The 18,831-nt window shown below is 54.9% G+C and carries 20 protein-coding genes and 2 pseudogenes; 5 read left to right on the top strand and 17 right to left on the bottom strand.

What is annotated here, in order from left to right; all coding sequences use genetic code 11:
• Position 1: 1 nt before the first annotated feature.
• From hutU to hutI, 4 genes and pseudogenes are all read right to left on the bottom strand, one after another.
• Positions 2 to 1,684, bottom strand: coding sequence for a urocanate hydratase (gene hutU / locus Q5705_04955; protein ID WLI77909.1), 1,683 nt, complete (start codon positions 1,682 to 1,684; stop codon positions 2 to 4).
• Between the two features lie 139 nt (positions 1,685 to 1,823).
• The gene (locus Q5705_04960) at positions 1,824 to 2,561 is read right to left on the bottom strand and encodes a histidine utilization repressor (GenBank protein WLI77910.1); all 738 of its coding nucleotides are present in this window, start codon (positions 2,559 to 2,561) and stop codon (positions 1,824 to 1,826) included.
• A gap of 26 nt (positions 2,562 to 2,587) precedes the next feature.
• Entirely contained in the window at positions 2,588 to 3,544 is a 957-nt protein-coding gene (hutG, locus tag Q5705_04965; GenBank protein ID WLI77911.1) for a formimidoylglutamase, read from the bottom strand.
• Positions 3,541 to 4,808 (bottom strand): annotated as a pseudogene (hutI, locus tag Q5705_04970) (imidazolonepropionase). The gene hutG and the pseudogene hutI overlap by 4 nt, the downstream one beginning before the upstream one ends.
• Before the next feature lie 460 nt (positions 4,809 to 5,268).
• Here hutI and ypdK point away from each other — a divergent pair.
• Complete coding sequence (gene ypdK / locus Q5705_04975) at positions 5,269 to 5,340, top strand: membrane protein YpdK (protein ID WLI78973.1); 72 nt, start codon at positions 5,269 to 5,271, stop codon at positions 5,338 to 5,340.
• An 80-nt stretch (positions 5,341 to 5,420) separates the two neighbouring features.
• On the opposite strand, the pseudogene Q5705_04980 reads toward ypdK, so the two are convergent.
• The 9 genes and pseudogenes from Q5705_04980 to fkpA all read right to left on the bottom strand — a co-directional run bounded on the left by Q5705_04980 (position 5,421) and on the right by fkpA (position 11,605).
• Positions 5,421 to 5,486, bottom strand: a pseudogene (locus Q5705_04980) (hypothetical protein).
• A 70-nt stretch (positions 5,487 to 5,556) separates the two neighbouring features.
• The gene (gene fusA, locus Q5705_04985; protein ID WLI77912.1) at positions 5,557 to 7,671 is read right to left on the bottom strand and encodes an elongation factor G; all 2,115 of its coding nucleotides are present in this window, start codon (positions 7,669 to 7,671) and stop codon (positions 5,557 to 5,559) included.
• A 100-nt stretch (positions 7,672 to 7,771) separates the two neighbouring features.
• Entirely contained in the window at positions 7,772 to 8,242 is a 471-nt protein-coding gene (rpsG, locus tag Q5705_04990) for a 30S ribosomal protein S7 (GenBank protein ID WLI77913.1), read from the bottom strand.
• Positions 8,243 to 8,338: 96 nt separating this feature from the next.
• Positions 8,339 to 8,713: a 30S ribosomal protein S12 gene (gene rpsL / locus Q5705_04995; GenBank protein WLI77914.1), complete on the bottom strand. Its 375-nt coding sequence runs from the start codon at positions 8,711 to 8,713 to the stop codon at positions 8,339 to 8,341.
• A 124-nt stretch (positions 8,714 to 8,837) separates the two neighbouring features.
• A complete protein-coding gene (gene tusB / locus Q5705_05000) occupies positions 8,838 to 9,125 on the bottom strand; it encodes a sulfurtransferase complex subunit TusB (protein ID WLI77915.1) in 288 nt (95 codons plus the stop codon).
• 7 nt (positions 9,126 to 9,132) lie between these two features.
• A complete protein-coding gene (gene tusC / locus Q5705_05005; GenBank protein WLI77916.1) occupies positions 9,133 to 9,492 on the bottom strand; it encodes a sulfurtransferase complex subunit TusC in 360 nt (119 codons plus the stop codon).
• The gene (gene tusD, locus Q5705_05010; GenBank protein WLI77917.1) at positions 9,492 to 9,878 is read right to left on the bottom strand and encodes a sulfurtransferase complex subunit TusD; all 387 of its coding nucleotides are present in this window, start codon (positions 9,876 to 9,878) and stop codon (positions 9,492 to 9,494) included. The genes tusC and tusD overlap by 1 nt, the downstream gene beginning before the upstream one ends.
• A complete protein-coding gene (locus Q5705_05015; protein ID WLI77918.1) occupies positions 9,878 to 10,600 on the bottom strand; it encodes a transcriptional regulator in 723 nt (240 codons plus the stop codon). Before Q5705_05015 ends, tusD begins: the two co-directional genes overlap by 1 nt.
• 159 nt (positions 10,601 to 10,759) lie before the next feature.
• On the bottom strand, positions 10,760 to 11,605 hold the full coding sequence (gene fkpA, locus Q5705_05020) for an FKBP-type peptidyl-prolyl cis-trans isomerase (GenBank protein WLI77919.1): 846 nt from the start codon (positions 11,603 to 11,605) through the stop codon (positions 10,760 to 10,762).
• A gap of 238 nt (positions 11,606 to 11,843) precedes the next feature.
• Between fkpA and Q5705_05025 the strand changes: the two genes are divergently transcribed.
• Positions 11,844 to 12,062 carry a SlyX family protein gene (locus Q5705_05025; protein ID WLI77920.1) on the top strand — a complete coding sequence of 73 codons (219 nt, stop codon included), beginning with the start codon at positions 11,844 to 11,846 and terminating at the stop codon, positions 12,060 to 12,062.
• Between the two features lie 164 nt (positions 12,063 to 12,226).
• Here the strand turns inward: Q5705_05025 and slyD are convergent, their stop codons facing one another.
• From slyD to kefG, 4 genes are all read right to left on the bottom strand, one after another.
• The gene (slyD, locus tag Q5705_05030) at positions 12,227 to 12,805 is read right to left on the bottom strand and encodes a peptidylprolyl isomerase (protein ID WLI77921.1); all 579 of its coding nucleotides are present in this window, start codon (positions 12,803 to 12,805) and stop codon (positions 12,227 to 12,229) included.
• 94 nt (positions 12,806 to 12,899) lie between these two features.
• Positions 12,900 to 13,100, bottom strand: coding sequence for a YheV family putative zinc ribbon protein (locus Q5705_05035; protein WLI77922.1), 201 nt, complete (start codon positions 13,098 to 13,100; stop codon positions 12,900 to 12,902).
• Positions 13,101 to 13,110: 10 nt separating this feature from the next.
• Entirely contained in the window at positions 13,111 to 14,916 is a 1,806-nt protein-coding gene (kefB, locus tag Q5705_05040; protein WLI77923.1) for a glutathione-regulated potassium-efflux system protein KefB, read from the bottom strand.
• The gene (gene kefG, locus Q5705_05045) at positions 14,916 to 15,467 is read right to left on the bottom strand and encodes a glutathione-regulated potassium-efflux system ancillary protein KefG (GenBank protein WLI77924.1); all 552 of its coding nucleotides are present in this window, start codon (positions 15,465 to 15,467) and stop codon (positions 14,916 to 14,918) included. The genes kefB and kefG overlap by 1 nt, the downstream gene beginning before the upstream one ends.
• A 124-nt stretch (positions 15,468 to 15,591) precedes the next feature.
• On the opposite strand from kefG, the gene Q5705_05050 reads away from it, so the two are divergent.
• Genes Q5705_05050 through Q5705_05060 form a run of 3 tightly spaced genes read left to right on the top strand, consistent with a single transcriptional unit; the run spans position 15,592 to position 18,783 of the window.
• Positions 15,592 to 17,496, top strand: a complete 1,905-nt coding sequence (locus Q5705_05050) for an ABC transporter ATP-binding protein (GenBank protein WLI77925.1) — start codon at positions 15,592 to 15,594, stop codon at positions 17,494 to 17,496.
• A 52-nt stretch (positions 17,497 to 17,548) separates the two neighbouring features.
• Positions 17,549 to 18,568, top strand: a complete 1,020-nt coding sequence (locus tag Q5705_05055) for a hydrolase (GenBank protein ID WLI77926.1) — start codon at positions 17,549 to 17,551, stop codon at positions 18,566 to 18,568.
• Positions 18,565 to 18,783: a YheU family protein gene (locus tag Q5705_05060; protein ID WLI77927.1), complete on the top strand. Its 219-nt coding sequence runs from the start codon at positions 18,565 to 18,567 to the stop codon at positions 18,781 to 18,783. The genes Q5705_05055 and Q5705_05060 overlap by 4 nt, the downstream gene beginning before the upstream one ends.
• Positions 18,784 to 18,831: the final 48 nt, after the last annotated feature.

The raw sequence follows: 18,831 nt of genomic DNA on the forward strand, positions 1-18,831 counted from the left end.
ATTAGCGATGTTCCTGGGTTGCGGCGATCATAGGAAGATTAAGTCCTTGCTCAACGGCACACTCAACTGCGCTGTCATAACCAGCATCGGCGTGGCGCATAACGCCCGTCGCCGGATCGTTATGCAGCACGCGGGCAATACGCGCAGCCGCTTCGTCCGTGCCGTCACAGACAATGACCATCCCGGCGTGTTGGGAAAATCCCATCCCGACGCCGCCGCCGTGGTGCAGCGACACCCAGGTTGCTCCGCTGGCGGTATTAAGCAGTGCGTTGAGCAGCGGCCAGTCCGACACGGCGTCGGAACCGTCGCGCATCGCTTCGGTTTCGCGGTTCGGGCTGGCAACCGAGCCGGAATCAAGATGATCGCGGCCAATCACAATCGGTGCAGAGACTTCGCCACTGCGCACCATCTCATTAAATGCCAGACCCAGTTTTTGCCGCCACGCCAGCCCCACCCAGCAGATCCTGGCCGGTAAACCCTGAAAGCTGATGCGCTCGCGCGCCATTTCCAGCCAGCGGTGCAGGTGCGGGTCATCAATCATCTCTTTTACTTTGGCATCGGTTTTATAGATATCCTGCGCATCGCCGGAGAGCGCCACCCAGCGAAACGGGCCGATGCCCCGGCAGAACAGCGGGCGGATATAGGCCGGGACAAAACCGGGAAAATCGAAGGCGTTCACCACGCCCATCTCTTTGGCCATCTGGCGAATATTGTTGCCGTAATCGAAGGTTGGAACGCCCATCTGGCTAAAGGCCAGCATCGCGGTAACGTGCGCCGCCATACTGCGTTTAGCGGCTTGTACCGTCCCCTGCGGATCCAATTCGGCCTTGCGCTGATACTCCTCCCACGTCCAGCCTTGCGGCAAATAACCGTGCAGCGGATCGTGGGCGCTGGTTTGATCAGTGACCATATCGGGGCGCACGCCGCGTTTAATCAGCGCCGGTAAAATTTCTGCCGCATTGGCACATAGCGCAACGGAGACGGCTTTCCCTTCGCCGGTGTAGCGTTTAATACGTGCCAGCGCGTCGTCCAGCGAGGTGGCTTGCTCATCGACATAGCGTGTGCGCAGGCGAAAATCGATGCGGCTTTGCTGGCACTCAATAACCAGCGAACAGGCACCAGCAAGGGTTGCCGCCAGCGGCTGCGCGCCGCCCATGCCACCGAGCCCGGCGGTTAAGATCCAGCGCCCTTGCAAGTTGCCGCCATAATGCTGACGACCGGCTTCGACAAAGGTTTCATAAGTTCCCTGGATGATCCCCTGGCTGCCGATGTAAATCCAGCTGCCAGCGGTCATCTGGCCGTACATCGCCAGCCCTTTTGCATCCAGTTCGTTGAAGTGCTCCCAGTTTGCCCAGTGCGGCACGAGGTTGGAGTTAGCGATCAGCACGCGCGGCGCATTGTCGTGGGTTTTAAATACGCCCACCGGTTTGCCGGACTGCACCAGCAGCGTTTCGTCGTGCTCAAGGTTGGTCAGCGCGTTGATGATGGCGTCATAACACTCCCAGTTGCGCGCCGCGCGGCCAATCCCGCCATACACCACCAGCGCAGCGGGGTTTTCCGCCACATCCGGATCGAGATTATTCATTAGCATGCGTAGCGGCGCTTCGGTAAGCCAGCTTTTGGCCGTCAGCACTGTGCCTCGCGGGGCGCGGATCGCCTGCGGGCGATGGCGGGTATGCGACATCGTTTTCTCCTGAAATCACGCGGTGGGTGTGTAAACACATATACTTGTCTATACAATTACGCGCAAGGCAGGTTTTAACAAGTTTGATACAATTTTGTGATAGTGCGTCAGCAATCACGCTTTTACTGACGCGACGAGATCAAGAGCTGAAATGACCCTGCAAGCGGTAGCGGGCGCCAGGGAAAAGCAGGCTGGCATGGGAAACAATATGCGAGGTGGACCAGGTGCGGCGGCGGATCAGCAAACAGGGATCGTGCTCCTGAATGTGCAACAGGCGGCACTCTTCTGGCGTTGCCTTAACGGCTTCCACAATGTGTTCCCCTTCGGTGAGCGGCGCGATAAGCGACAGATAAGCATGGGCGGTGGTTTGTGTGTAATCCTGCTGCAAATAATCAGGCACCACCGACGCATTGACGCTGCGATCTTCAATCTGCACCGGGATCTCATTTTCAAAATGGACCATTTTTGAGTGAAAAATCCGCGTCCCTTCCGCCACATTTAGCGCCGCTGCCTGGGTGACATCGGCGAGCCGCTCTTCCAGCAGCAGCACTTCGCAGCGGTGTTGATGATGGCGGGTAGCGATTTCATCGGCAATGCTGCGCACTTCAAACAGCGCGGACTGGCCTTTTGGCTCGGCGACAAATGTCCCCACGCCCTGCAAACGCACCAGTAACCCTTCATCGGTTAACTCACGCACCGCACGGTTGATGGTCATACGGCTAAAACCAAACTGCGCCACCAGCTCCGCTTCGGAGGGAATACGGTCGTGGGGTCGCCATGTACCGTCGTAAATTTTTTCGCTGATAGCCTGCTTCACTTTTTCATAAAACGGCACCGGCGCACTGGCGGATGCAATTCGGGAGCGTGGCGAATACATAACGCGGCTGTTCCTTATCTTAGTGTTCACTGCCACCAGTGAACGATTTGCCAGGCCAGCCGTGCGGCGGCTTTCGCCCCCTGCCCGGCGTTATCAAATAGCGGGTTAAACTCGACCAGATCGACTGCCTGCATTTTACCGCTGCGACACAGGGGTTCAACAATGCGCAGGAGCAGATGAAGCGGCACACCAGGGGCGGCAGGCGCGGAAACGGCGGGCATCTCCCAGGCCGGAAGCACATCGAGATCGATAGTCAGATAGAGCCTGTCGTAACAGGCAATGATCCGTTCGATTTCAGGCAAAACCTGCGTATCAAAGCGGTTCAACACGGCCAGGTCTTCAATCACCTTGACCTTGCGACGCGCGGCTTCATCCCACAGGGTCTGGGTATTGGCCGCACGGCTGGCGCCGAGGCAGCTATAGTTAAAATCGCGTTGCTGCGCCTCGCATTGCTGCGCCAGCTGGCGAAAAGGCGTGCCGGAACTGGCGCGGGAAGCGTGGCGCAAATCCAGGTGGGCGTCGAGATTGATAATGCCGACCTGCTCATTCGGAAAGGCATCAAGGATAGCAGCGCCGTGGCCGAAGGCAGTTTCATGCCCGCCGCCGAAAACCAGCGTGCGCATGTGTGACTGCTGGCAGGCCAGTACCGCGTCGTGCAGCGCCTGTTGCGCGCTTTCCAGTTGCTCCGGCTGCGCCCGGATATTGCCCATCTCGACTAACTGATTATGCCCGACCTGGCTTGCCATATTCGCCAGCGCCTGGCGCAAGACATTCGGCCCCTGCGCTGCGCCGGGGCGGCCCTGATTGCGCTTTACGCCTTCATCACACTCAAAGCCGAGTAGCGCAATTTTTCCACGATGGTGCTCAGGGGCAAACACGCCCGGCTGCGTGATGGTTTGAAAAAGGCGCAGCGCATTCGCGGCTTCGCTGCTGTCGTCCCGCCCTTGCCAGCACGAAGCGGCCACCGGGTGCCAGAGATTCATGGTGTGACCTCGCCGCGAAAGATGCGCTGATAGAGCGGATTACGCCCCGGCTCATAAACCATTTCCACCGGATGCGCCGCATCCCAGACGACGAAATCCGCCACAAAACCTGGCGCTAACTGGCCGTGCGTCTGCTGGCGGCCAAGCGCCTGCGCGGCATGGCGCGTCACGCCAGCCCAGGCCTCTTCCGGCGTCAGGCCAAATTGTACGCAGGCCATGTTCATTGCCAGATGCAGGCTGGCAAACGGGCTGGTGCCGGGGTTGAAATCCGTCGCTATCGCCATCGGTACGCCCTGCTGGCGCAGTAAATCCACCGGTGGTTTTTGTGTTTCGTTAAGAAAATAGAACGCGCCGGGCAGCAATACAGCCACCGTACCGCTGGCGCGCATCGCCGCCACGCCCGCTTCGCTGAGGTATTCAATATGATCGGCGGACAAGCCCTGAAAACGGCTGACCAATTCTGCGCCACCAAGCGAAGAGAGCTGCTCAACGTGCCCTTTCACCGGAATGCCCAGCGCCCGGGCGGCGCGAAACACCCGCCCGGTTTGCGCCGGGCTAAAGCCGACGTTTTCACAAAATACGTCCACGGCCTCAAACAGCCCTTTTTGCCACAGCGACGGCAGGATGGTTTCGCAGACCAGGTGGATATAGCCATCCGGGTCGTTTTTATATTCCGGCGGCGTGGCGTGCGCGGCGAGCAGAGTACGGCTGATTTCAACAGCGTTGGTTTGCGCCAGCGTCCCGGCCACGCGTAGCATTTTCTCTTCGCTCGCCACATCCAGCCCGTAACCGGATTTTATCTCCACAAGGGTCACGCCTTCGCGCATCAGCCTTGTCAGCCGCGACTGTGCCAGCGCGGTGAGTTCCGCTTCGCTGCTCTGACGCGTCGCCTGCACGGTGGCATTGATGCCACCACCCTGCGCGCTAATGTGCTGATAAGAGACCCCGTTCAGGCGCTGCTCCCACTCCTGCGCACGGTTACCGGCAAAAACCAGGTGCGTGTGGCAATCGATCAAACCGGGCGTCACCAGGCGGCCGGCAAGATCCACACTATGCGGCATTTCTGCCGGAAGATCGGCCTGCGGCACTATCGCCCGGATAACGCCGTTTCGCACCACCAACGCATGTTGTTCAACCAGCCCGTAAGGTTGTGGCCGCAATGGATCCAGGGTCGCCAGCGTCGCGTTATGCCAGAGGCGATCGTCAGAGGTCAGCTCAATCATACGGTTCTCTTGTCATGGGTTGTATAGACATTTATTTGCATAATGATTGTGTTGTCAACTGCGCATAATTAATCGCCGGGAGTGCAAAGCCAGACATCTTTTATTTTTCTTTCGTCGCCGTTTAGCGACGGTTGAAGATTCCTGCTTTGCTCATTATGTGACCTGAATCATAAAATTAGCCTTATATTTCAAGCGGAAATGAAGCGTTTCAGCTGAGAGCAAATTGCGTCGCTCAACGAGGATTTATTTAGCGGCGAAAGTATTGTGTCGCCAAAGCCCGACACATTGTAAGTCACTAAAAGTAAATAGAAAAAAGGCTCTTGTAAGGGTAAAAAATTAAGCGTACATTAGCCCCCGTTTGGTGATGAATTCACCCGAATTCTGAGATGGAGCTGTGGCCGAAACGGAGAAAAGTCTCATTTTCCTTTTGGCGTAGTTTCACCTCTCTATACTCAGTCCTGATAGGTCATAAGTGCATACTTTGTATGCGGAGCGATGAACGTGAAATATTTCTTTATGGGCATTTCGGTGATGGTCATTGTGTGGGCCGGCACATTCGCCCTGATGATCTGACCTGAGCGATGACAGCAGAAAAATAAGGAGCCTTTCGGCTAATGCCGATCGTTTAAGGATCGGTTGACCGATCCGGTGGGGTCAACGTGGCCGATAGTACCGACGTTGACGTGCGGTTTAGTACGTTCATATTTTTCTTTAGACACGGCTTTATTCCTTACTATAGTGCTCTCCCTCAAAGGAGAGAGCACGGGACTTTGGTTTTAACCCTGCGGCTTATTTACCACGGGCTTCAATTACGGCCTGAGCAACGTTGTTCGGCGCATCATCATACTTCAGGAACTCCATAGAGTAAGAAGCACGACCTTTAGTCAGAGAACGCAGCTGAGTTGCGTACCCGAACATTTCAGACAGCGGAACTTCAGCATGGATCACAACGCCAGTAACGTTGGTTTCCTGGCCGCGCAACATACCACGGCGACGACTCAAGTCACCGATAACGTCACCGGTGTTTTCTTCCGGAGTCTCAACTTCAACCTTCATGATCGGCTCAAGCAGAACAGGTTTTGCTTTCTTGAAGCCTTCTTTAAAGGCGATAGAAGCCGCCAGTTTAAACGCCAGTTCAGAGGAGTCAACGTCATGGTAAGAACCGAAGTGCAGACGAACACCTAAGTCTACAACCGGATAACCTGCCAGCGGACCAGATTTCAGCTGTTCCTGGATACCTTTATCAACGGCCGGGATGTATTCGCCAGGAATTACACCACCTTTGATGTCGTTGATGAACTCATAACCTTTCGGGTTTGAGCCCGGTTCCAGCGGGTACATGTCGATAACAACATGACCATACTGACCGCGACCACCAGACTGCTTGGCGTGTTTACCTTCGATATCGGTAACTTTCGCACGAATCGCTTCACGGTAAGCAACCTGCGGTTTACCCACGTTCGCTTCAACGTTGAACTCACGTTTCATACGGTCGACGATGATGTCGAGGTGCAGCTCACCCATACCAGCGATGATGGTCTGGTTAGATTCTTCGTCAGTCCATACGCGGAAAGACGGGTCTTCTTTAGCCAGACGGCCCAGAGCCAGACCCATTTTTTCCTGGTCAGCTTTGGTTTTCGGTTCTACGGCGATGGAGATTACCGGTTCCGGGAATTCCATACGCTCCAGAATGATCGGATTGTCCGGATCACACAGGGTATCACCGGTGATCACGTCTTTCAGACCGATAGCTGCCGCGATGTCGCCTGCGCGAACTTCTTTGATCTCTTCACGTTTGTTAGCGTGCATCTGAACGATACGACCGAAACGCTCACGTGCAGATTTCACGGAGTTCAGCACGGTATCACCAGAGTTAACCACACCAGAGTAAACGCGGAAGAAGGTCAGGTTACCTACGAACGGGTCGGTCGCAATTTTGAACGCCAGTGCAGCGAACGGCTCTTCATCACTTGCGTGACGCTCAGCCGGGGTATCTTTACCATCGTCCAGCATACCGTTGATCGCAGGAACGTCAGTCGGGGACGGCAGGTAATCAATTACCGCATCCAGCATCGCCTGAACGCCTTTGTTCTTGAACGCAGAACCGCAAGTTACCAGGATGATTTCGTTGTTCAGAACACGCTGACGCAGAGCAGTTTTGATCTCTTCTTCAGTCAGTTCTTCACCACCCAGGTATTTCTCCATCAGCTCTTCTGAAGCTTCAGCGGCGGATTCGATCAGGTTCTGATGCCATTCTTCAGCCAGATCCTGCATATCAGCCGGGATATCTTCATAAGTGAAGGTAACGCCCTGATCAGCATCGTTCCAGTTGATGGCTTTCATTTTCACCAGGTCAACAACACCGGTGAAACCTTCTTCAGCACCAATTGCCAGTTGCAGCGGAACCGGGTTCGCGCCCAGACGGGTTTTAATCTGGTTTACAACTTTCAGGAAGTTTGCACCCATGCGGTCCATTTTGTTAACGAACGCAATGCGTGGAACTTTATATTTGTTTGCCTGACGCCATACGGTTTCAGACTGCGGCTGAACACCACCAACGGCGCAGTAAACCATTACCGCACCATCCAGAACACGCATGGAACGTTCTACTTCGATAGTGAAGTCAACGTGCCCCGGGGTGTCGATGATGTTGACGCGATGCGGTTCATACTGCTTCGCCATGCCAGACCAGAATGCAGTAGTCGCTGCGGAGGTGATAGTAATACCACGCTCTTGCTCCTGCTCCATCCAGTCCATGGTTGCGGCGCCGTCGTGAACTTCACCGATTTTGTGGTTCACACCGGTGTAGAACAGAATACGTTCGGTAGTCGTGGTTTTACCGGCGTCGATGTGCGCACTGATACCGATGTTACGGTAACGTGCGATGGGTGTTGTACGAGCCATTTGATTCCTCGTTTGTGTCTTTTAGGCGTTCAGATTTAAGTTGCCAAACGGCGGGCGACTTACTGGAAGCGCCCGCCTGTTGGCTAAAACTCCGAAGGGATTACCAACGGTAGTGTGCGAACGCCTTGTTGGCTTCGGCCATACGGTGAACGTCTTCACGTTTCTTAACTGCGGTACCTTTGTTGTCCGCAGCATCGGAAAGTTCGTTCGCCAGGCGCAGAGCCATGGATTTATCACCGCGTTTACGAGCAGCTTCAACGATCCAACGCATTGCCAGAGCATTACGACGAACCGGACGAACTTCAACCGGAACCTGGTAAGTAGAACCACCAACGCGGCGAGACTTAACTTCGACAGTCGGGCGCACGTTTTCGAGAGCTACTTCGAAAGCTTCCAGTTCATTTTTACCAGAACGCTGAGCCAGGGTCTCCAGCGCGCTGTATACGATTGTTTCTGCGGTAGATTTTTTACCGTCTACCATCAGGATATTTACAAATTTCGCCAGCAGTTCTGATCCGAACTTAGGATCCGGCAGAATTTTACGCTGACCAATAACACGACGACGTGGCATGGAAATACTCCGTTGTTAATTCAGGATTGTCCAAAACTCGAAGAGTTTAGTTTGACATTAAGTTAAAACAGTTTGGCCTTACTTAACGGAGAACCATTAAGCCTTAGGACGTTTCACGCCGTACTTGGAACGAGCTTGCTTACGGTCTTTAACACCGGAGCAGTCAAGCGCGCCACGAACGGTATGGTAACGAACACCCGGGAGGTCTTTTACACGACCGCCACGGATCAGGATCACGGAGTGCTCCTGCAGGTTGTGACCTTCACCACCTATGTAGGAAGTCACTTCGAAACCGTTGGTTAAACGAACACGGCAAACTTTACGCAGTGCGGAGTTCGGTTTTTTCGGGGTGGTGGTATATACACGAGTACATACGCCACGTTTCTGCGGGCATGCTTCCAGCGCAGGCACGTTGCTCTTTGCAACTTTGCGTGCGCGTGGTTTGCGTACCAGCTGGTTAACTGTTGCCATTAAATAGCTCCTGGTTTTAGCTTTTGCTTCGTAAACACGTAATAAAACGGCCTCATGTAATATGAGGACGCAGAATTTTATGGCTGTGCTTAAAAGGTGTCAAGAAATATACAGCGATCCCACATTACCAATGCAGCTGAACGGCGTTTTTCACCGTCAGGCTAACAAAATCAGTATAGCTAACCGTGGCAACACTGCTCGAAATTTGACCATCAAGGCCGCGCGCGTCAACATCCTCTTTTAACACATGCACTGATATGGGGGCGCTGAGTAATAATTCAACAAAGGGGCCACTTTCCAGCGCAGCCATGACCCCGTCAGATAACAGCAGCAGGTCGTCGCCAGAACGCAGCAGACGCAGCATCGCCGCCATATCGCACTGCCAGGGTGAGCGGGACAAAGTAAGCAGCATAAACGCCTCAGAAGGTCAGCACGACAGCATACTGGTTAAGCTGTTCACGTAAAGCTTGCGGCTCCAGGGGCTGAGCCGGCAGCACAAATGCCGTCTCTGCGCCTAAGCCACGCTCGCGCAAGGAAGCCGCACACAGCCAGTACTGGTCGATGTCATAAAGAGGAAGGACTTTAAACGTTGCGATGTAATCCCGCGCCAGAATCGCCGCTGGTTGCTGGTTCGCCAGCAACTGAAACACGCCGTCGCCGACAAAAAACACGCCGATATCGTCGCTAAACGCGGATGTGGCGAGCAGCGCATCCAGGCCTTCACGCCCCGAAGAAGAACCGTGGGGGGCAGAGTTAAAAACAAAAGCGATACGTTTCATCAGAACTGCACCACTCTATCGCAGGAGAGCGCCGCTTCCGCCAGCGCGCCTAACCCGGTGAGGGAAAACCCAGCCTGTAGATTTGCGCCAGCAAGCGCCAGCCGCTGCGCTTCGGTCTCATCGACCACGCCACGGCGCAGTGCGGCGGCAACACAGATATGCAGTTCCACATGCTGTTCATCATGAAGACGCTGCCAGGCGCGAACAAGGTCAAACTCGTCGCTGGCGGGCGCCGTGAGCGCATTCGCGTTGCTCACCCCTTCACGATAAAAAAAGACGCTACTCAGCGTATGTCCGGCGTCAAGCAACGCAAGGGCAAATTGATACGCACTGCTGGCCTGCTGGGTACCATACGCCGGGCCGGTCACCATCAGAGCAAAACGCATTAACGATCTTGCCCGGAGAAATCGCCGCTTTTGAACTGGCGAATGTAGAGGTAAACGGTGTGTTTCGAGATATTCAGGCGGTCAGCGACCTGGTTAATGGCGTCTTTAATATCGAAGATGCCTTTCTCGTAGAGGTTGAGAACTATCTGACGGTTCTTGGCGTTGTTGGAAACGTTACGATCGGCGTTAACCTCTTCGATGGTGAATTCCAGCGTTTGCATGACCAAATCTTCAACGGAAGAAGCGAAATTCACCGAGGAGCCAACATCCGGGGTTTCAGGCGGGACAAAGGTGCTCATAATTTGCGAGAACGGCACATCAAGGTTCATGTTGATGCACAGCAGACCAATCACCCGGTGATCGCGGTTACGGATGGCAATCGTCACTGATTTCATCAGTACGCCGCTTTTCGCCCGCGTGAAGTAGCACTTCGAAACGCTACTGTCAGCACCAGTCATATCGTGCAGCATACGCAGCGCGAGATCGGTAATAGGGGAGCCAATTTTACGCCCGGTATGCTCGCCGTTGGCGATGCGGATGGCGGAACATTTGAGATCCTGCAAAGAGTGCAAAACGATTTCGCAGTGCGAACCAATGAGCATCGCTAACCCGTCCACCACCGCTTCATAGGATTTGAGGATATCGAAGTCGGTCTGATCGAAAGGACGTTGATCCAGCAGATCAAGCTCACTGGTTTCGTTGGTTAATAGCGACCTGGACATGAAAAAAAACACTCCTTTTCAGGAGCCTGTCGTTATGTTTTCAGGGCAGGCTCAGTATTCGTATGGGGATATAAATTAATACATCGTAGGTGAAGCATTCCAGAATTATATGCCTGGTGCAAAAAAAAACGCCGCCCGAAGGCGGCGCGTTTCACAGTTTTATTTCTTACTGGTATCGGCGTCTTTCGCATCAGCCGCTTTATCGCCTGCTGCCGGAGCCGCTTCTGGTGCGGCGGCGTCCGCTTTCGGTGCCGGTTTGATATCCAGCAGTTCTACGTCGAAGACCAGCGTGGAGTTAGCCGGAATACCCGGAACGCCGGTTTTACCGTAAGCCAGTGCCGGCGGGATAACCAGCTTGATTTTGCCGCCCTTCTTGATGTTTTTCAGGCCTTCGGTCCAGCCCGGGATCACACCATCAAGACGGAAGGAGAGCGGTTCGCCACGGGTGTAAGAGTTATCAAACTCTTTTCCGTCAATCAGCGTACCTTTGTAGTTCACCACTACCGTGTCGCTGTCTTTCGGCGCATCGCCAGTACCCGCTTTTTCGACTTTATACAGCAGGCCAGATTCTGAGGTTTTCACGCCTTTTTCTTTGGCGAAGGTATCGCGGAAGGCTTTGCCTTTTGCTTCGTTTTCAGTCGCGTCTTTTTCCATGCGATCCTGCGCGGCAGTTTTCACACGGGTTTCAAATGCTTGCAGAGTCTGTTCGATTTCCTGATCGCTCAGTTTGCTCTTATCAGCAAACGCGTCCTGCACGCCAGCGATCAGTTGAGCTTTATCCAGTTTGATGCCCAGTTTTTCCTGTTCTTTCAGGGAATTTTCCATGTAGCGGCCCAGTGACGCGCCCAGTGCATAGGCGGATTTCTGGTCGTCATTTTTAAATGCCGCTTTGCTGTCAGTCGCTGCTGCGTCTTTTGTTGCGGTATCCGCAGCGAAAGAGATCGGTGCATGAAGGGCAACGGCCATGGTGGTCGCCAGCAGCGTGACTTTAAACAGTGATTTCATCCATTTCTCCAGGGGCCGGGGCATCTCGCCCCAGGGTTATACATAAAGTTAAGAAACGTACTATAAAGCGTTGCGGCAGAAATCAACATAAGGACTCCACCCGAATTCACCTGATTTCTGACTATTTTTGTTTAAATAAGTTTCTGCTTTTCTGCCCTGATGCTGTATCGCGAGGCAAAGTTCAGTAAAATCCGCCCGTTTAACGCAAATCAGGCCGGACGCTATCAGGAGGTGAAGTATGCAAGAGTTAACAATCGAAGCGCGACTGGCGGAACTGGAAAGCCGCCTGGCTTTTCAGGAGATGACCATTGAAGAGCTGAATCAGACAGTTATCGCGCATGAACTGGAGATGGCAAAGCTGCGTGAGCATGTGCGTTTGCTGGTGGAGAAAGTAAAAGCCAGCCAACCTTCACATCTGGCATCGCCATCGGAAGAGACCCCACCGCCCCATTATTGAGGCGTAAAAAAAGCGGGTTTCCCCGCTTAGTGCATTTATACCCTATGGATTTCGAATCGCCGGAAGGCGGCAAGCTTGAAAATCCCCGGGAGCATAGAAAACTATGTGACCGGGGTTTGAAAGCGTAGCCAACGCACCTGCGGCGCGAAAGACGACGGGTATTATTAGTGGCAGCCGCAACCGCCGTTACCACCACAGCCGCCTTTACCACCGTGATCGTGGTCATGGCCACCGCAGCAACCATCATGATCGTGGTCGTGGTCATGATCGTGACCGTGCGGACCATGAACGTGGCCGTGCGCCAGTTCTTCTTCGGTTGCTTCGCGGATAGCGACAACTTCAACGTTGAACTTCAGATTTTGGCCTGCCAGCATGTGGTTACCGTCAACCACAACGTGGTCATCTTCCACTTCGGTAATTTCTACCGGTACCGGGCCCTGGTCGGTTTCGGCCAGGAAGCGCATGCCAACCTGCAATTCGTCAACGCCCATAAAGACGTCTTTCGGTACGCGTTGTACCAGGTTTTCGTCGTACTGACCGTAAGCGTCGTTCGCGCCAACAGCCACATCGAATTTGTCGCCGACTTCGTGACCGTCCAGCGCGTTTTCCAGACCGGAGATCAGAGAACCGTGACCGTGCAGGTAGTCCAGCGGCGCACTCACCGGAGACTCATCAACCAATACACCGTCTTCTGTACGTACCTGATAGGCCAGGCTGACCACCAGGTCTTTTGCTACTTTCATGATATCTCCTGAGAGTGGGAAAAATACTGGCGCAGATTGTAGCGGAATTCTGCACCCGTGTACCCTTTAGCTTAAAAAATCCTGCCTGATATCGCTAGTCCGGATGAAAAATCCCTATCACTTGCTCATCTTTGCGAACATGCTCACGGGCTTCTTTATCCGCCTCGCGCATTTGATGCCCGCACTTAACACATTCAACAATATCGACATTATTTTCACGCCACATTGCCAGGGAGTCTTTCGCCTGGCATGCCGGACAGGTCGCGCCGGCGATAAAACGTTTTCGTACAGCCATTCGAATCCCCTTATTCAAACTCGTCCCAGCCGTCTAACTGGCGACGCTCTTGCTGCATTTCACGCTGGAAGATCTCCTCCAGCTCGCGCCGCGCTTCGCGTACGCGGGAAATTTGTACCGTATCGGTATGCACCGGCATCAGCTCGCGCAGCATGCGCATATCCAGACGCCTGAAGTGCAACTGCGCCCGCTGCGCCTGGTGCGGATGCATTCCCAGCGAAATGAGCGCCTTACGCCCCAACTCCAGCGCACTGGAGAAGGTTTCACGGGAAAACTGCGTCACGCCCGCCTGCAATAACTCATGGGCTTCCACACGTCCCCGCGCCCGCGCCAGGATCGCCAAATGCGGAAAGTGCTGCTGGCAAATCTCCACCAGCTTCATCGTATCGAGCGGATCATTACAGGTGATGACAATAGATTGCGCCGCCTCCGCGCCCGCCGAGCGCAGCAATTCCACCTGCGTGGCATCGCCATAATAAACCTTATAGCCGTATTTACGCATCAGGTTGACGGCGCTGATATCGCGCTCAAGCACGGTGATGCGCATTTTGTTCGCCATTAACAGGCGGCCAATCACCTGCCCGAAACGGCCAAAACCGACCACAATCACCTGCGGCTTGTCGTCGTCTACCCACGGCGCTTCGTCTTCATCTTCAGGCGTGTTAAAACGCCGGGAGAGCAGTTTATCAATGCTGCGCATCAGTAGCGGCGTGGTCATCATCGACAACGTGACGGTCACCAGCAGCAGCGCCAGTTGATCATCCTGGAACAGGCGCTGAGAAGAGGCGGTAGAAAAGAGGACAAAAGCGAATTCGCCGCCCTGGCTTAACACCCCAGCGAACTGCATCCGCTCTGCGCTACGCAGACCATAGATGCGCGCCAGCCCATACAGCACCAACGTTTTCACCGCCACCAGCACTGCGACACTTATCACCACCCACAACAGATGGGTATAGAGCACACCAAGATTCAGCGCCATCCCCACCGAGATAAAGAACAGCCCCAACAACAGCCCTTTAAACGGATCGATAGCGATTTCCAGTTCATGGCGATATTCGCTCTCTGCCAGCAGCACACCAGCGATAAAGGTCCCTAACGCCATCGACAGCCCAAGCGCATCCATAAACAGCGCCGAACCCAGCACCAGCAGCAGCGTCGCGGCGGTAAACACTTCGCGCACGCCGGAAGCCGCAATAAAGCGAAACACCGGACGCAGGAGATAACGGCCGCCAACCAGCATCCCCGCAAACGCCAGCACTTTCATGCCGACCTTCATCCAGTCGAGATGGTTATCACCGTTACCCGCCAGCAGCGGCACCAGCGCCAGCGCCGGGATCACCGCCAGGTCCTGAAACAGCAGCACCGAGAAGCCAAGCTGCCCGGACTCGCTGCGGTTCATGCCTTTATCGCGCATCAGTTGCAGCGCCATCGCCGTGGATGACATCGCAAGGCCAATGCCGCCAATCACCGCCGCCTGCCAGGCAAACTGTGTCAGCATTAATAACCCGGCGAGGATCGCGGCACTGAGCAATACTTGCGCGGCGCCGACACCAAAGATAGAGCGACGCAATTCCCACAGCTTCGACGGGTTCAGCTCCAGCCCGATGATAAACATCAGGAACACCACGCCTAACTCCGAGAAATGAAGGATTTCGTCGACGTCGCTGATAAACCCCAGCCCCCACGGGCCAATCGCAATGCCCGCCAGCAAATAACCGAGCACCGCGCCAATACCTAAACGCGCGGCCAGCGGTACGGCAACCACGGCGGCAAAGAGGAATAACACGCCAGCCAGTAACAGCGTGGAACCTTCCATTAACGACCTCCCGGCAGCAATGGCGAGGCCAGCCAGTCACCGTAAGCTTTGGCATGATTCGCCAGCTCCTGCGGTGCCTGCCGACGAGCCCAATAGATGATGATCGGGCTGAGCCAGTGCATACGGCACATTGCGGCGGTCAGCTCAAAGGGGCGCAAAATATCATTCATTGAGTAGCGATTCAGACCATCATGGCGATAAGCCGCCTCCGGCTCGCCGGTGGTAATCACGCTACGCCAGTACTTTCCCGCCAGTTGGTTCCCGCCGATCCCGCTGGCAAAGCCCCGGCTCAATACGCGATCGAACCACTCTTTGAGCAGTGCCGGGCAGCTATAGGTATAAAGAGGATGTTGAAAAACAATAACGTCATGCTCGCGCAACAGCGCCTGTTCATAAGGAATATCAATAAAAAAATCAGGATAACGGGCGTACAAGTCATGCACCGTTACGTTTTGCAGTTGCGTTGCCGGCTTAAGCAAAACCCGGTTCGCCACCGAGTCCTGTGATTCCGGATGGGCATACAGCAGCAACACTTTCGCTGTCTGCGACATCTATTCCCCTCCCGGGTGTCAAATCTGTCATTTTGGGCTAACATTGCGGCCCCGGTGCGGCATTTGGCCGTAACCTTACATTACCATAAAGACAAATTAACATAGTCTGAACATACGGCGTCTTATGATTGTTTTCTCCTCGTTACAAATTCGTCGCGGCGTGCGTGTCCTGCTGGATAACGCCACAGCCACCATCAATCCGGGCCAGAAAGTGGGCCTGGTGGGTAAAAACGGCTGCGGCAAATCGACCCTGCTGTCGCTGCTGAAAAACGAGATAAGCGCCGATGGCGGCAGCTTCACCTATCCCGGCACCTGGCAACTAGCGTGGGTGAATCAGGAAACGCCGGCGTTAGACGAAGCGGCCATCGATTATGTGATAGACGGCGATCGCGAATACCGCCAGCTTGAAGCGCAACTGAATGCCGCCAACGCGCGCAACGACGGTCACGCCATCGCCACCGTACACGGAAAACTCGACGCCATCGACGCGTGGACGGTGCGCTCCCGCGCCGCCAGCTTGTTGCACGGTCTGGGCTTCGCCAACGAACAACTGGAGCGCCCGGTAAGCGATTTCTCCGGCGGCTGGCGTATGCGTTTAAACCTCGCACAGGCGCTGATTTGCCGCTCCGATTTACTGCTGCTGGATGAACCGACCAACCACCTCGATCTCGATGCGGTTATCTGGCTGGAAAAATGGCTGAAAAGCTACCAGGGCACATTGATCCTGATTTCTCACGACCGTGATTTCCTCGATCCAGTGGTCAACAAAATTCTGCATATTGAGCAGCAAAACCTGTTCGAATACACCGGCAACTACAGCTCGTTTGAGCGCCAGCGCGCGACACGCCTTGCTCAGCAGCAAGCCACTTATGAGAGCCAACAGCAGCGCGTGGCGCATCTGCAAAGCTTTATCGATCGCTTTAAAGCCAAAGCCAGCAAAGCGAAGCAGGCGCAAAGCCGCATTAAAATGCTGGAGCGTATGGAGCTGATTGCCCCCGCGCTCGTCGATAACCCGTTCCACTTCAGCTTCCGCGCACCGGAAAGCCTGCCAAACCCGATCCTGAAGATGGAGAAAGTGAGCGCCGGTTATGGCGATCGCACCATTCTGAACGCCATCAAACTTAACCTGGTGCCAGGTTCACGCATTGGCCTGTTGGGGCGCAACGGTGCCGGGAAATCAACGCTGATTAAATTGCTGGCGGGTGAACTGGCGGCGCAGAGCGGCGAAATCGGCCTGGCAAAAGGCATCAAGCTCGGTTACTTCGCCCAGCATCAGCTGGAATTTTTACGCGCCGACGAATCGCCACTGCAACATCTGGCGCGCCTTGCGCCGCAGGAGCTGGAGCAGAAGCTGCGCGATTATCTCGGCGGTTTTGGTTTTCAGGGCGATAAAGTCACGGAAGCGACGGAACGTTTCTCCGGCGGCGAAAAAGCGCGGCTGGTGCTGGCGCTTATCGTCTGGCAGCGCCCGAACCTGCTGCTGCTTGATGAACCGACAAACCACCTCGATCTCGATATGCGCCAGGCGCTGACCGACGCGTTGATTGAGTTTGAAGGCGCACTGGTTGTCGTCTCGCACGACCGTCACTTGCTGCGCTCCACCACCGACGATCTCTACCTGGTGCACGACGGCAAAGTCGAGCCGTTCGACGGCGATCTCGACGATTACCAGCAGTGGCTGAGCGATGTGCAAAAGCAGGAAAACCAGCCTGCGGACACGGCGAAAGAGAACGGCAATAGCGCCCAGGCGCGTAAAGATCAGAAGCGTCGCGAAGCCGAACTGCGCACGCAAACCCAGCCGCTGCGTAAAGAGATTGCCCGTCTGGAAAAAGAGATGGAAAAACTCAATGCGCAACTGGCCGAAGCCGAAGAGAAGCTCGGCGACAGCGGGCTTTACGATCAAAGCCGCAAAACGGAGTTAACCGCCTGCCTGCAACAGCAGGCGACGGCGAAATCCGGCCTTGAGGAGTGCGAAATGGCGTGGCTGGACGCGCACGAGCAGCTAGAGACAATGCTGCAAGCGGAATAAGGCACAACGGCGGGCGTATTCGCCCGTATGTATACAGAGATTAGTTGACAAGATGGCAGAAATTACACCTGCACTTTCCCATGAAGATCAAGAGGATGCTCGCACTTTCCAGCCGATGCGCGGCGCGAGCAATCCGCATCTACAAACGATGCTGCCACGCCTTGTCCGTCGTCGTTTACAGTTCGAACCCTGGTGGCAGCGCCTTGAATTGCCGGACGGGGATTTTGTCGATCTCGCCTGGAGTGAAGAGCCGAACGAGGCGCGCCATAAGCCGCGCCTCGTCGTGTTTCACGGGCTGGAAGGCAGCCTGCATAGCCCGTACGCTCATGGTTTGATTCATGCGGCGAAGCAGCACGGCTGGCTGGGCGTGGTGATGCATTTTCGCGGTTGCAGCGGCATTCCGAACCGCCTGAGCCGCATTTATCACTCCGGTGAAACCGAAGACGGCACCTGGTTTTTGTACTGGCTGCGCAAGGAGTTCGGCGAAGTACCGACCGCCGCGGTGGGGTATTCGCTGGGCGGCAATATGCTCGGCTGTCTGCTGGCAAAAGCGGATGACGACCTGCCTGTCGATGCGGCAGTGATAGTCTCTGCGCCTTTGATGCTGGAAGCCTGTAGTTACCATATGGATAAAGGCTTTTCCCGCGTTTATCAGCGCTATTTGCTTAATCTGCTGAAAGCCAACGCCGCGCGTAAGTTACGTGCTTACCCGGGATCGTTGCCGACGACGTTGCCCACGCTGCGCAAGCTGCGGCGCATCCGCGAGTTTGACGATTTGATCACTGCGAAAATCCACGGCTTTGCCGATGCCCTTGATTACTATCGTCGCTGTAGCGCCATGCCACAGTTGCCGTTGATTCGAAAACCGACGCTTATCATTCACGCCAAAGATGATCCGTTTATGGATCATAATGTCATCCCCGATCCTGGGCATTTACCCGCTAATATTGAATATCAATTGACGGAACATGGCGGGCACGTTGGCTTTGTCGGTGGCACGCTACGTCGCCCGGAGATGTGGCTGGAAAGGCGCATTCCGGGCTGGTTATCGGCTTATCTGGGAGCATCATGATTATTCCATGGCAAGAACTTGAGGCCGGGACGCTGGACAGCCTGATTGAGAGCTTTGTCTTGCGCGAAGGCACCGATTATGGTGAACATGAGCGTTCGCTTGAACAAAAGGTCGCCGATGTTAAACGGCAACTGCAACGCGGCGAAGCCGTGCTGGTGTGGTCGGAACTGCACGAAACGGTGAATATTATGCCGCGCGGGCAGTTTCACGAATAACAGGATGCAGGCGGCTTTGGTACTGAAAATAATATTTTATTCAGGGAG

The organism is Kosakonia sp. H02 (assembly GCA_030704225.1).
Classification (GTDB): Bacteria; Pseudomonadota; Gammaproteobacteria; order Enterobacterales; family Enterobacteriaceae; genus Kosakonia.

Bases quoted from the DNA above. Each gene is read 5' to 3' on its own strand.
- Q5705_05060 (WLI77927.1), top strand. From the start codon at position 18,565: ATGATTATTCCATGGCAAGAACTTGAGGCCGGGACGCTGGACAGCCTG.
- slyD (WLI77921.1), bottom strand. From the start codon at position 12,805: ATGAAAGTAGCAAAAGACCTGGTGGTCAGCCTGGCCTATCAGGTACGT.
- Q5705_05025 (WLI77920.1), top strand. From the start codon at position 11,844: ATGCAAGAGTTAACAATCGAAGCGCGACTGGCGGAACTGGAAAGCCGC.
- Q5705_04960 (WLI77910.1), bottom strand. From the start codon at position 2,561: ATGTATTCGCCACGCTCCCGAATTGCATCCGCCAGTGCGCCGGTGCCG.
- tusB (WLI77915.1), bottom strand. From the start codon at position 9,125: ATGCTGCTTACTTTGTCCCGCTCACCCTGGCAGTGCGATATGGCGGCG.
- rpsG (WLI77913.1), bottom strand. From the start codon at position 8,242: ATGCCACGTCGTCGTGTTATTGGTCAGCGTAAAATTCTGCCGGATCCT.
- tusD (WLI77917.1), bottom strand. From the start codon at position 9,878: ATGCGTTTTGCTCTGATGGTGACCGGCCCGGCGTATGGTACCCAGCAG.
- Q5705_05050 (WLI77925.1), top strand. From the start codon at position 15,592: ATGATTGTTTTCTCCTCGTTACAAATTCGTCGCGGCGTGCGTGTCCTG.
- hutU (WLI77909.1), bottom strand. From the start codon at position 1,684: ATGTCGCATACCCGCCATCGCCCGCAGGCGATCCGCGCCCCGCGAGGC.
- kefB (WLI77923.1), bottom strand. From the start codon at position 14,916: ATGGAAGGTTCCACGCTGTTACTGGCTGGCGTGTTATTCCTCTTTGCC.
- fusA (WLI77912.1), bottom strand. From the start codon at position 7,671: ATGGCTCGTACAACACCCATCGCACGTTACCGTAACATCGGTATCAGT.
- fkpA (WLI77919.1), bottom strand. From the start codon at position 11,605: ATGAAATCACTGTTTAAAGTCACGCTGCTGGCGACCACCATGGCCGTT.
- kefG (WLI77924.1), bottom strand. From the start codon at position 15,467: ATGTCGCAGACAGCGAAAGTGTTGCTGCTGTATGCCCATCCGGAATCA.
- Q5705_05035 (WLI77922.1), bottom strand. From the start codon at position 13,100: ATGGCTGTACGAAAACGTTTTATCGCCGGCGCGACCTGTCCGGCATGC.
- tusC (WLI77916.1), bottom strand. From the start codon at position 9,492: ATGAAACGTATCGCTTTTGTTTTTAACTCTGCCCCCCACGGTTCTTCT.
- hutG (WLI77911.1), bottom strand. From the start codon at position 3,544: ATGAATCTCTGGCACCCGGTGGCCGCTTCGTGCTGGCAAGGGCGGGAC.
- Q5705_05015 (WLI77918.1), bottom strand. From the start codon at position 10,600: ATGTCCAGGTCGCTATTAACCAACGAAACCAGTGAGCTTGATCTGCTG.
- rpsL (WLI77914.1), bottom strand. From the start codon at position 8,713: ATGGCAACAGTTAACCAGCTGGTACGCAAACCACGCGCACGCAAAGTT.
- Q5705_05055 (WLI77926.1), top strand. From the start codon at position 17,549: ATGGCAGAAATTACACCTGCACTTTCCCATGAAGATCAAGAGGATGCT.